General features: G+C 63.2%; 8 protein-coding genes. 2 read left to right on the top strand and 6 right to left on the bottom strand.

Annotation, left to right across the window (positions count from 1 at the left end):
* Positions 1 to 9: 9 nt before the first annotated feature.
* The 5 genes from C4N04_RS00895 to bcsN all read right to left on the bottom strand — a co-directional run bounded on the left by C4N04_RS00895 (position 10) and on the right by bcsN (position 9,141).
* Positions 10 to 2,343 carry a cellulose synthase gene (locus C4N04_RS00895; protein ID WP_106795258.1) on the bottom strand — a complete coding sequence of 778 codons (2,334 nt, stop codon included), beginning with the start codon at positions 2,341 to 2,343 and terminating at the stop codon, positions 10 to 12.
* Positions 2,340 to 3,383 (bottom strand): glycosyl hydrolase family 8, encoded by a 1,044-nt coding sequence (locus tag C4N04_RS00900; protein ID WP_077993294.1) that lies wholly within the window; start codon positions 3,381 to 3,383, stop codon positions 2,340 to 2,342. Before C4N04_RS00900 ends, C4N04_RS00895 begins: the two co-directional genes overlap by 4 nt.
* A complete protein-coding gene (locus tag C4N04_RS00905; RefSeq protein ID WP_077993293.1) occupies positions 3,380 to 5,803 on the bottom strand; it encodes a cellulose biosynthesis cyclic di-GMP-binding regulatory protein BcsB in 2,424 nt (807 codons plus the stop codon). The genes C4N04_RS00900 and C4N04_RS00905 overlap by 4 nt, the downstream gene beginning before the upstream one ends.
* Entirely contained in the window at positions 5,800 to 7,992 is a 2,193-nt protein-coding gene (gene bcsA, locus C4N04_RS00910; protein WP_077993291.1) for a UDP-forming cellulose synthase catalytic subunit, read from the bottom strand. The genes C4N04_RS00905 and bcsA overlap by 4 nt, the downstream gene beginning before the upstream one ends.
* Before the next feature lie 168 nt (positions 7,993 to 8,160).
* Entirely contained in the window at positions 8,161 to 9,141 is a 981-nt protein-coding gene (gene bcsN / locus C4N04_RS00915) for a cellulose biosynthesis protein BcsN (RefSeq protein ID WP_077993289.1), read from the bottom strand.
* A gap of 318 nt (positions 9,142 to 9,459) precedes the next feature.
* On the opposite strand from bcsN, the gene C4N04_RS00920 reads away from it, so the two are divergent.
* Positions 9,460 to 9,771 carry a DUF1236 domain-containing protein gene (locus tag C4N04_RS00920; RefSeq protein WP_009996268.1) on the top strand — a complete coding sequence of 104 codons (312 nt, stop codon included), beginning with the start codon at positions 9,460 to 9,462 and terminating at the stop codon, positions 9,769 to 9,771.
* 33 nt (positions 9,772 to 9,804) lie between these two features.
* Here C4N04_RS00920 and C4N04_RS00925 read toward each other — a convergent pair whose 3' ends face one another.
* Complete coding sequence (locus C4N04_RS00925) at positions 9,805 to 11,448, bottom strand: ATP-binding protein (RefSeq protein ID WP_077993283.1); 1,644 nt, start codon at positions 11,446 to 11,448, stop codon at positions 9,805 to 9,807.
* A 363-nt stretch (positions 11,449 to 11,811) separates the two neighbouring features.
* Between C4N04_RS00925 and C4N04_RS00930 the strand changes: the two genes are divergently transcribed.
* Complete coding sequence (locus C4N04_RS00930; RefSeq protein ID WP_039623176.1) at positions 11,812 to 12,159, top strand: response regulator; 348 nt, start codon at positions 11,812 to 11,814, stop codon at positions 12,157 to 12,159.
* Positions 12,160 to 12,167: the final 8 nt, after the last annotated feature.

The raw sequence follows: 12,167 nt of genomic DNA on the forward strand, positions 1-12,167 counted from the left end.
AGGTCAACGTCAGTCGTTGACGTCGGGATGGGTGATCTTACGCAGATCGGCGAGGCCGCGCGTGGCATCTCGGTTGCCGGTCGCGGCGGCAGCCTGGAAGATGCGGCCCGCGTCATCGTACATTTTCAGATTGAGATAGGAGTAGCCGCGCAGAACCATGAGATCGATGCGCTCCTGCTGCAGCTGGGCGCGCTGATCGAGATAGATGAGGGTTTCGCGATAACGGCCGGCGCCGAAGGCCTGCAGCGCCCGATCGGCGAGGATCGCCACCTGCAGTTCGGCAGCGCGCTGGCGGCTTTGCGGCGCCTTGGTTGCCGCCACGGCGGCATTGCTGGAAAGACCGGCGCGCAGATAGGCAAGGCTCTGGCCATAGGCTGCGTCTTCGCGGATCCTGCGGACCGGGCTCTGCAAAGCCGTCTCGAAGGCCGGGATCGCCTCCATCGGCCGATTGATCTCCATCAGGCACCAGCCGCGCGACAGCGCCTCGGACGGCCCAAGTTGTCCGGGGTCGATGGTCGTCGAGCAGCCCCGCGCCCGGCGCGGACCGCGCTCGACCGCCACCGTCTGCATCGCCGGTCTTGCGGCGCGAACGGAGACTTGCGGCTCCGGCTGCGTTGAAGCGGCCGGGGTCTGTGGCGGCTCTGCCGGCTGGACCGGCTGCTGCGGGGCAAGCGGCGGCTTTGCCGGCTGCGTGGCGGCATTCGTTGTCGGCAGGGAGGTATCTACGAGATTGGCAATACGCGCCGACCGGCCGGCCCAGGCGCGCTGGATGTCGAGCACGCCCTTGCGGTCGTTCAACTGCTCTCTGGTGACAGCAAGGCCGTAGGCGGAGGGTTCGTCGTCCGGCTTCCAGGCAAGCGCGGTTTCGAACCAGCGCGCGGCGGTCTGGAACTGGTTGAGAGAGCGTGCATACCAGCCGAACTGCTGCGCCGTCGGCACATATTTGCGGGCGATGACCTCGGCGGCGATACGATGCAAGACATCTTCGGCGAGATCGGCCGGCGGCTGCAGCGCCATCAGATTGGCGGTGGCTGCGAGATAGGTCGATGTCGCATCGTCGGAATCGGCGCGCCAGCGGAACATCACGTCCTCGGCCTCCTGAGGCGCCCTGCGTGCAATCAGCGCCAGCGCCAGGCCTTGCGAAGCTGCTGCCGTTTCCTCCTTGGATCGGGCGGCGCGGAACCACTTCTCGGCATCGGCAGGATTGTTGCGGCGAAGCTGGTACCAGCCGAGCAGCAGCGCATCGGAGGCAAGACCTTCGCTTTCGGCCAGTTTTTCGAGGCGGGCGATGTAACTGGGCGCGATGGCAAGCTTCGGATCCTCATTGCTCTCGGCCAAGAAGCGTCGGGCGAGGTTGTCGCGGATCGCATCAAATTCCCTGCCGCCGTCGGCAACGGGCTTCTCCAGCGCAAGCAGCGTCTGCATGGGCTGATAGCCAAGCAGCGTCGAGGCCTTTTCGACCGTCGCCCGGCGCTCGGCCGGATCACCGCAATTCTTCAATATATAGGCATAGGCATCCTGGCCGCGCTGCGATCGCTCCGTGCGAACGAAGGCTTCGGCGACGCGCCAGAGAACGTCGACCTCGCTGCAGGTCAGCAGGCTTGGCGTCGCGGCGGCAATATCGACCACCGTCGCATATTGCTTGAGATCCGACGCGTTGATCAGACGGGCGCGGGCCTCGGCGACACCAAGCCGATCGAGCAGATCGGCCGGCGGCTGCCAGCCGGTATCGGCGGCCTGCCGGTCGGCGATCGTCTTGCGCAGCTCGGCATAACGGCCATCGGAATAGAGTTTCCACATGGCTTCGAGCTGTTTGTCGCCGTTCTGCGGCACAGCGAGCGGATCGGCCGGCGGAACCCAGTTCGGATAAAGCGCCTGCAGGCGGGAGATTTCAGCCTGCAGTCGCACTTTGTCGCCGCGGCTGGCAAAATAGCGAAGCGCGCTTTCATCGACGTCAGGCTGCGGCGGCGCTGCTGCCTGTTGCGGCGCCGGCGGCTCGGTGACGATCGCGGGAGGGACCGGCGCAGGTTCGCCGGCTGTCTGAGGCGCCTCAGATTGCGCTGCTGCAGGCGGCTCTTTTGCGGCGTTCGGCTCAGGCGTGTCCGGTGCGGGAGGCCGCGGAGAGGTGATCGCCTCGATCTTGTCGGCGACGGCCTCGGCATTGAAGTCGGCGCTGCCGGCAGGAGCATCGGCCGGCTTGATGCGGCCCATCATCAGCAACTCCGGCGCCGGCTTGGCGGCAGGAATGCCAAACTTTTCCTGCAGAGCGGCACGGTCCTTCAGCCCGGTGACGAGGCTTGCCACCACCACTGCCGCTGAAACCGCCACGAGAGAAGACTTCACAGACACTCCGGATGCTTCTCCCCAATATAGGCCAGCCCCAGCAGTTGAAGGGTAGACGGATAATAGAGTGCGGGGGCAAACTGCAGCGCCGAGCTCGGCAGCTTGGTCCCATCGACCACACAGGCCACAACATCGTTAACAATTCTATAACCGGGGTCCGACAGCACGGTCTTCGGCCGGCCGGTGGTCAGATCGATGGTGGCGGGAACGCCGTCCTGCGACATCCCCTTTTGCAGGCGCATCAGCAGCTCCTTGTCGGTGATGCCGCCCCGCGCGAGATAGAGCGGGATGCGGATGGCGTTATATGAGAATTCGGCGTCGAACCCCTCTGCCGGCCGCGGCTTATCGCGCAGGCTCACCCATTCGGCAGGGAGCTTGCGCGGGCCGAATTGCATCGTCTTCAACAGCTCCACGCCGTCGTCCGACAGTTTTTTCCAGGCATCCGACGGAGCGAGTGCGGCCATCACCGGGATCGCCTCATAAATCCAGTAAGACGGGTTGACGACGGGACCGTCTTCTCGGTCGCTGCCGGTAAAGCCTGCGGTTCCCGGCATCAGCAAGGTGCGGCCCCCCGAGCGGCCGACGGTTTCGGCAAGCAGCGCCTGCGCCATACGGGAGGCGGCGAGGATATAGTCTTCTCGTTTCCACGCGGTGCCGGCCACCGCCAGCGCATAGGCAATCAAAATGTCGCCGTCGGTGGCATTGTTGGTGTCGGTCACGTGCGGCTTGACGTTCGGATCCCATTTCCACACGGCCAGGCCATCGTCGCGCAACAGCAGTTCGGTGCGGGTAAAGTACCAGATCTGCTCGAAATCGGCGGGGCTTGCGGCGAGATAGGCGAGCAGCAGGCCATAGCCCTGCCCTTCGCTGTGGCTGATGTTGCCGTTGCCGTTGTCGATGATGCGGCCGGTCGGATCGAGAAACTTCGTCTTGTAGGCCGACCATGCGGCGGCATTGATCATCGCCTGCTGCGCGATGGCGGGCGGGCTCGGTGGAAGCGCGACCGTTGCGGCCAGCAGGAGGATGCACCACCGCCTCATTTCGACCGACCCAGCTTTTTGAGCATTTCCGACGTGGTGACGCCGATCAACAGCACGAAGACGACCAGCAGCGCGGCATAGGAGAGAATATTGGTCGACAACCAGTTGGCGGCGATCAGCCGGTAGTTGGCGATCGACCAGGGCGTCGACGGCACGAAATCGAAACGGGTAACCGGCACCGCCTCGATCTTGCCGGTCTTGCTGGAATAGGTGGTGATGTGGCCTGATATCTGCGTCCAGTTCAGCTGCGAAGTCATCACCTCGACCCCTTCACGCAAATCCTTCGCCGATGGCGCCGCCACCACCGTCCATGCGCCAGTGCCCGCGGGGCTGGAGCCCTGGGCAACCAGCAGCGTGGCCACATTTGGCGGCGAGAATATCTCTTCAGCCCCTGGGATGAATTGCAGCGAACTGCGGGAAATATCGAAATTGCGTGCCACCCATTCGCGGAAGGCGGCGATCTGTCCGCGCAACAGACCGCCGCTGACCTTGGAATTCCATTCCTCGATCGCAGCACCGGTATCAACGACGCCGGGCTGCGCATCGACCACGGGACGCCACGAGGCCTGGCTCGCCGTGGAGACATTGGCCTGCGTCAAGGCGGTCGCCGGCATCTGTGAAATCGAGCCGATGAAAATGGCGTCGCGATCGCCGATCGTATTCGGCGAAGCCACGCTTTCGACGGCGATCGGATGGCCGGCCATGATCGCCATTTGGCCGAGCAGGGTAGCGGCGGCCGAGAGCGTATCGGCGTCGATGCGGTCGATGAAGAGCGGTGTCGGCTCGGTGGCCCGACCATAGGGATAGGCCGTGCCGGCCATGGCCGCCAGGTTGGGAAGCTGACCGACGCGGGCAAAATCCGGCATGTGTAATTCGGAGGTATCGAACAGGGCAAAGCGCGCATTGGCATCGGCGCTGCCGCCCGGCGCGCAGGCGGCATCGCCCTCGGTCGTCAGGATCGCCTCGATCGCCACGGTATTCAGACCCGGCTTGAAGTGGCGCATCGTCACCCGGATCGGCAGATGGCGGAGAATGCCGCCTGCCGTCGAGGTCAGCGGAACCGTGGAGGCGATGTTGTCATTGACGTAGATATCGATGTGGCTGCCCGGCAGAACCTTGTCGGTATAGGCGGCATCGAGCAGCACCTTCGCCTCGCCATAGGCATTGGCATAAAAATCCGCCGGCACGGCGACATTGAAGCTGGTCCGCAACCGGCGGCCGGAGAATTCGGTGGTTTTTACCCCGAGCTCCGACAAGGGAATGCTGGTATCGGAAAAGATCAGCGGCGCGTTCGGTGCGCTCCAGCGCTCGGTGGTCAGCACGTCGCGGCGGACATCGGCGGGCCTGTCCACCGGCGAGACGATGGTGTCGATCGCCGCGGAGACCGCCTGCCAGGACGGGCCGCTGATGAGCAGCACAGGCGAGCTGCTGCGCGGATCGGTCACGAAAGCGGCGAGCGGGGCACTTTCGGCGCCGGGCGGCAGGCCGGGAAAGAGCGGCCGCAGCTCCGCGGCGGTGCCGACGAACACGCCGAGCCTGCCTGGACCGGCGGCCGGAAGCGAAGTGGTGTTGAAGGCAAAGACCTGGTTCGGCATGCTGCTCAGCACCGCCAGGCCCTGCGCCAGCCGCAGCAGCGGCTTGGTGGTTCCCGGCTGCTCCAGCGCCGGGACGACGATGTCGAACTCCGTCCTGCCGGTGCCGTCGACACCGATGGCGCGGATTGCGTCGGCGCTTGAGAGCTCAGCGGCATTCCTGCCGGCGAAACTCAGATAGGTTCCGGCCGGATCGATGTTCGACCACAGTTCATAAGTCGATTCAATGCTGCAATCGGTGCGATGGCGCTGATCGGCTTGGAAGGTGACGAGGTTGGCGCCCGGCTGCAGCAGACCGGAGGGAACCTCGAACGTGACGGCCGATGGGCCGTCCGGCGAGCCGACGCGCTGCTGGCCGATCGGGCGATTGTTGAGATAGACGGTCAGCGCCGAGGCCTCGGGCGCGACGACGATCGAATTCTGATAGGCGAAGGTGAAACTTGCCTTGGCCGCCGCCTGCTCGGGGGTCAGATAGACCGACCATGAGCGGCGATCGTATTCGCCGCCGAGGCTGAATTTCGAGAAGGGCACAAGATAATGCCTGATAACGCGGGGCTCCGGCTGCGAAGCGGCATTTGCTGCCGCCCCAGGCCGGGGCGCCGGCTGCGCCAGGACAGTGATCGGCGCGGGAACTGCCGGCGCCGCCGGTGCGGGTGCTACCGAAATCGGAGGCGTGACAGGCACCGGTGCTGTCGCCGGCGGCGTCGGTCTCGGGGCGACGGATGCGCCGCGCGGCCGTTCGCCGGACATGTCGAAGGGTGCGGTCTGCGCCTCAGCGAAGACGGAAGCGTTCAGCAGGAGAAACGAGGCGGCGACGATGCTTTTCATCCGGCATTGACCTTTGCCGCCTGCTGCTGTGCCTCCCGTTCCGGCCGCATGCTGCGGAACAGGTAAACGAGGCCGCGGCTGGTCTGATAGAGCGCGGTGCCGACGAACCAGATGGTGCCGCGGATCAGGCCCGGATTGCGGCGGCGCGAGGCCTGGAACTCGGTCCACTGACCGGAATTGGCGAACATCAGGTCGGCGATCAGGCGGTGGTCGAGGGCGCTTTTCGGCACATACTGGCAACCGACATTGCTGATATCGCCCGAGGGCTCGATGTTGCGGACGATAAGCGGCAGGGTTTCCAGCTCGGCGCCGCTATAGGGCCGGAAGCGGATCTCGCCGGGTGCGCCGACCAGCATCTCATCCAGCTGCTTGTTGAAGATGTGAAGCCTCGCGCCATGGACGGAAACGTCCTCGATCGAGGCCGCGTACCATTTGCCATTGGCGCCGAATTCGCAGCGCCGGTTGACGCGGACGCGGCGGGACAGGGCGCGCTCGCCGCGTTCCGACACGACGCCCAGCGCGCAGCCGGCCATGATCAGGTTGACGAGATTCCATCCGCCGACGACGAGTGTGACGTCGGCCTTATAGGGTTCGGCATAAATCCTGTAGACGGTGATGACGAGCGCAATGATCTGCACCGCAAAGATGACGAAGAACGGACGGCTGATCTCCGACAGGCGGCTGACGGCAATCGATTCGTCCTTGGCGGTGACCTTGAAGGTCGGCTTCCTCGGATTGAGCATGACGGAGACGACAGCCGGCAGCAGATGCACCGTCTGTACATATTCGTAGAGTTCGGAAATCCAGGGCCAGCGGAACGAGCCGTAGAGGTAGTTCTGCATCATCAGATTCACGAGCATATAGGCAAGCGTATAGGCCAGGAACTCGCCGCCGGAGGCGGTGAAGATCTCCAGATCGAAGAACAGGTAGAAGAGCGGCGCAAACAGAAAGATCGTGCGCGGGAACGGGAAGAGCCAGAAAAGCGTGGAGGACATGTAGCAAAGGCGCTGCGGGATCGACAGTCCGCGTTTGAACAGCGGGAAGCGGAAGCGCAGGATCTGCATCATGCCCTGCGCCCAGCGGCTGCGTTGGCCGATGAAGCTTGCGAAGGTGGCCGGCTGCAGGCCGGCGATCAGGGGCTTGTCGACATAGATGCTGTTCCAGCCGCTGCCATGCAGCGCTAAGGCCGTCTCGCAATCCTCGGTGATGCTGATGCCGGAAAAGCCGTTCTGCGATTCGAGGGCTTTGCGGCTCAAAACCGCGGCCGAACCGCAGAAGAAGGCGGCGTTCCATTTATCCAGGCCACGCTGGATGATGCCGTAGAACATCTCGTTCTCGCTCGGCATCTTGTCGAAGGTGCGCAGGTTGCGCTCCAGCGGATCCGGATTGATGAAGAAGTGCGGGGTCTGGACGAGGAAGAGCCTCGGATCGTCTTCGAAGTAGCCGACGGTCTCGAGCAGGAAGTCGCGGGCCGGAGCGTGGTCCGCATCGAAGACGGCGATGAGTTCGCCGGTCGAATGTTTCATGCCATTGTTGAGATTGCCAGCCTTGGCATGCTCGTTACGGTCGCGCGTGAGATAGGTGACGTCAAGATCCTGGCAAAGCTGCTTCAGTTCGATGTGGCGGGCCGCCGCCGCCTGCGCCTCCAGCAACTTTCCGGAGTTGCGTTTCTGCAAGGTGCCGCCGTCGTCGAGCAGCCAGACATGCAGCTTATCGGCCGGATAGTCCATCGCCTTGGCAGCAGCCAGCGTGTTGCCGAGAAGGCCGGCATCCTCGTTGTAGGAGGGCACGAAGACGTCGACATGCGGCAAACGTCCCGGATTGGCGGCACGCGATGGGCGCGGCGGCAGTGGTGTGGCGACGATGAAAAGGCTGAGCGCCAGCATCGCCACGCTATACATTTCGGCAAGATAGAGCAGCAGGCCGGGAATGAAATTCTCAGGCTGGTTCAGCGGCGGCAGCGTGTTGGTGGTGCGCCAATAGACGTAGCGCAGCACGATCGACGTGCCGAAAGCGAGCGCCACCAGGCGCCACGTCCCCTCGCCCTTCAGTATCTTGATCAGCGCCATCACCGTGACCACCGAGATACTGGTGATGAGCTGAGTCTGCAGGTTAACCGGCAGGGTGATCAGCACGATCATGCAGAGCGAAACCAGGGCCCATATGAAGACGCTGCGGGCTTTGCGCATCGACGTTCCTTCGAAATTGCTCGCCGAGGGCATCCTCCGACACCCCGGGCAGGCTCGCTGGAACAGGATGATTTCAGGCCAGGTCGGCTAAATCTGAATCCTGTTCTAAGTTAAAGAGTTAGATCATGACTTCGTCCGAAAACCGCTCACACTTTCCGGCATCATGCTCTATCTCCGGCAGACGGCCGTCATGGCCGCGTCGCCTATGCAGTCCGGCGACGGCACGGTGACGCCGATAGCCCTTGCCGATTGTTCCAACGGCGCTGCGGCCGCCTCCGGCGCCGCGTTCGTCGGCGGCGCCTCGCCCGGCAGCGGCACGCGCGGGCCGATCGGAGCAGGCAACGGTGCGGCGCCTTGCGCCGGTTGCCGGCTCGGGGCGCTGCGAACCGGAGCCGTCCGCGGCAGACTGGTTACGGCAGGCGCCGGCTCATAACCGATCGGCATCGGACTGGCGCGATATCCGCCCTCGTCGGGATAGATCGGAGCGCCGGTACGCCCGAGCGCCGCGTCAGCGGGCGGCGGAGCGCCATAGGGGTTCCAGATCACGCCGTCGAAGGTGCCTGTTATCGTGTAGCCGTAGACGATACCCAGCAGCTGGCGCTCGGATGCGCGCGCATCGCATAGGCGCAGACGCAGCTGGATCATGCCGAAATTGCGGGCCTGCGTATTGGCGGCCGCGCTGGAGCGGATCTGTTGCCAGGCAAAGATGCAGGCATCGCCGGCGCGGCTTCGGCCGGAGGCATAACCGAATGGGCCATAAGCGTTTTGCAGGAAGGTCGCCGAGGTAGCCATCGGGACGCCGGGGGCAGCGCGGGCCATTTCGCGGGCGATAGCGCTCTCGTTGATCATGCTGAAGCCGGCGTTGCCCGTTCCCGGATTAGCTCCGGAGGCGCCGAAAAACTGGATCTTCAGAAAATTTTGGCCGGGCACCGAGGAGGACGTAAACAGCGAGACCGTCTGTTCGACGCCATTGCCACGCTTGCGCTCGACGACGCTGACGATCGATGGGCCACCCGGCGGCGGCAGAACCAGCGCCTTTTCAGGCGCCACCGTCTCCGGCCCGGAAGGCTGCCGCACACCGCCTGTCGACGTGCAGCCGGCCATCATGCCCGCTATTGCCACCAGCGATATCGTCTTCCGCAAGCGCATGTGTCGAGCCGCCGCAACCGTCTTTCCAGATGTCCATTCGCGAACCGAAACGCGACGGACCTTCGAATCAACGACCACCCGGCCGTTCACCTGCCATAAACCGCCGACATGGTTAACGAAGGGTAAAGAGCCCGACCCTGCTGCCACCGGACGACTCGCACTGAATGTGATTCGGACAGCTCAACCGTATGGAGCATAAATTGGCTTAGCAACAAGGAATCGGCTCCCCGCCTCTGCCACGACGGCAAGCTGCTGGCGGAACTATGCCGTATGGGCGGCGTTGCCTTGATGTTCAGAGTTCAAAAAGGAGAACATCCCATGCGTAAGATCATGCTGGCTACCGCCGCCATGCTGACCATCTGCTCGGCCGCCTTTGCACAAAGCACCGTCGTTGTCACCGATCCCGCACCTACCGGCTCCGTCGTCCTGCCCGGCGAGGTGCGTACCTATGTCATGGAGCAAAATACGCCGTCCGTCGTCTATGACGGCGAGATCACGGTTGGCACCACGCTGCCGGATACTATCGAAGTCCATACTGTGCCCAACGCCGACTACGCCTACACCGTCGTCAACGAGCGGCGGGTGATCGTTGAGCCGAAGACGCACCGCGTGATCCAGGTTCTTGAATAAGGATTTGAGGGTGGGAGACGCACGGCTGCCACGTCACGGCCCCTCGTCTCCCGTCCTTACCGGCATATTCAAAAGCTCGCGGATCTTATGGGCGAGCTGCTCGAGGCTGAAAGGCTTGGCAAGCAGCGAAACGCCGTGATCAAGCACGCCATTGTGGACGATGGCGTTTCGCGTGTAACCCGTGGTGTATAGGATTCTGATCGTCGGCCATTTTTCCTGAACGGCGTCGGCAAGCTGACGCCCGCTCATCTGCGGCATCACAATATCGGTGAAGATCAAGTCGACGTCCGGATTCTCCTCCAGAAGGAGAAGCGCCTCTGGGCCGCCTGCCGCCTGCAATACGGTGTAACCGAGTTCATGCAGACTTTCGGCAGTCATGGTGCGGACGTGTTCGTCGTCCTCCACCACCAGAATCGTATCGTTGACGCTGCCCTGAGGAATCGGCTGTGCTCCAGCGGCCAGGCGGGCGTCCGCCTTGCCGACGTGACGCGGCAGATAGATCTTCACCGTCGTGCCGCGGTCGATCTCCGAATAGATCTTGATGTGGCCGCCGCTCTGCTTGATGTAGCCGTAGACCTGGCTGAGGCCGAGTCCCGTCCCCTTGCCGGGTCCTTTGGTGGTGTAAAACGGGTCGAAGGCGCGGTCGATCACATCAGGCGACATGCCGGTGCCGGTGTCGGTAATGCTGATCATCACATACTGGCCCGCTTCGACCTCCGAATGCATCCGCGAGTACCGCTCATCTAGTTCCGTATTGGCAGTCTCGATCGTCAGATGACCGCCGCTAGGCATGGCGTCGCGTGCATTGACGGCCAGGTTCAGCATGGCGTTTTCGAGTTGACTCAGATCGGCAAAGCTCGGCCAGAGGCCGCCGGCGAGAACGGTTTCGATGCGGATATGTTCGCCGAGCGTGCGTCGCAGCAACTCCGACATGCCGCCGACCAGCTTGTTGACGTCGATCACCTCCGGGGCGAGCGGCTGCTGGCGCGAGAAGGCGAGAAGACGCGCGGTCAGCACCGCGGCCCGCTGGGCTCCATCTCTTGCATTCTGAAGGGAGTTGAGCAGGCGCGGATCCTCATGTCCGGTCATGCGCCGCTGAGCGAGATCGAGATTGCCGATGATGATCGCCAGCATGTTGTTGAAATCATGGGCGACGCCGCCTGTGAGCTGACCGATCGTCTCCATCTTCTGCAACTGCCGGACCTGCGCCTGGGCGGCGGCATTCTCTTCCATCTCGTGCCTGAGTGCGGCAGTGCGCTCGGCCACCGTCTCCTCCAGGCGCGAATTGAAACTGTTGAGCTCGGAGCGAAGGCGGCTCTGCCGGCCATGGGCGATGATGATCATCTCCATCAGTCCGATGATGATCGCGGCATTGACCAGATAGGTCGAAAGACCAACCCACTGGCCGACGCTGACCGGCCAGAACGCGCCATGCGGCTCGACGAAAAACTGCTGAACGACGAAGGCCGCAACCATGGCCGCGACAATGCCCGGCCCGGCGCCGCCGATAAAACTGGCGAGCAATATCGCCGGGACGAAGCTCAGGAAGGGAAAACCGGAGAGATAGTCGCTGGCGGCAAGTCGCAGAATAAACGTCAGACCAACGAAGGCAACGGCCAGCGGATAGGTGTAGCCTGGCCTGTGACGCAGCCAATCCGTGGCACTCAGCAAATCCATTCCACACCCTTTCTCCCCGCGCGTCCGTTCAGACGCGCAAAGGACGCTGCAACGCTTTGAATTACTGCATAATTTGATCCGTAAATCGATTCCGATTTCAGGAATTATGCAGTAGCCGCCGCCGAAACGGCATACCAGCTTTTGCACATCGAATTTCGCCGGGCAATATAGTGTTTCCAAAGCACGGCGCGATCCTTCAGATTCGCTTGCCGTGCCTTAACCTTTTATGTTTACACATGTCGTGTCGTAAAACCGCGCCACGGTTTTGCGCGACAGGTCTGCCGCCGCGCGCAGCGTCTTGACGCGTTGCACAGCGGGCCAGATAAATCTTCGTGCCCGGCAAGGGGAATGGTGGACGGGATCATGAAAGACATATTCATCGTCGAGGACGATGCACTGATCGCCATGCTGCTCGAGGACATGCTCAGCGACCTCGGCTATCGGGTTTGCGCAACTGCCCCCGATCTGGAACGGGCGCTCGCAACTGCCAGAGACACAGAGTTCGACGCCGCCATCCTCGACGTCTCGCTTGCCGGCCGGAGTTCGCTGCCGGTCGCAAAGCTGCTCGACGAGCGCGGCAAACCTTATCTCTATGCGACTGGCTATGGCAGTGCACCGGAAGGGAGCACCCCAAGCACTCTGCCGGTGCTGCGAAAACCTTTTCAGCTCAGCGAGCTCGAACAGGCGATGAAGCTGCTTGCCGAAGCCTGAGGAGGGTT

Source organism: Rhizobium sp. H4, assembly GCF_003013335.1.
Classification (GTDB): domain Bacteria; phylum Pseudomonadota; class Alphaproteobacteria; order Rhizobiales; family Rhizobiaceae; genus Rhizobium; species Rhizobium sophoriradicis.

Excerpts from the sequence above, each read along its gene's own strand:
- bcsA (WP_077993291.1), bottom strand. The coding sequence starts at position 7,992 with ATGCGCAAAGCCCGCAGCGTCTTCATATGGGCCCTGGTTTCGCTCTGC.
- bcsN (WP_077993289.1), bottom strand. The coding sequence starts at position 9,141 with ATGCGCTTGCGGAAGACGATATCGCTGGTGGCAATAGCGGGCATGATG.
- C4N04_RS00900 (WP_077993294.1), bottom strand. The coding sequence starts at position 3,383 with ATGAGGCGGTGGTGCATCCTCCTGCTGGCCGCAACGGTCGCGCTTCCA.
- C4N04_RS00920 (WP_009996268.1), top strand. The coding sequence starts at position 9,460 with ATGCGTAAGATCATGCTGGCTACCGCCGCCATGCTGACCATCTGCTCG.
- C4N04_RS00925 (WP_077993283.1), bottom strand. The coding sequence starts at position 11,448 with ATGGATTTGCTGAGTGCCACGGATTGGCTGCGTCACAGGCCAGGCTAC.
- C4N04_RS00905 (WP_077993293.1), bottom strand. The coding sequence starts at position 5,803 with ATGAAAAGCATCGTCGCCGCCTCGTTTCTCCTGCTGAACGCTTCCGTC.
- C4N04_RS00930 (WP_039623176.1), top strand. The coding sequence starts at position 11,812 with ATGAAAGACATATTCATCGTCGAGGACGATGCACTGATCGCCATGCTG.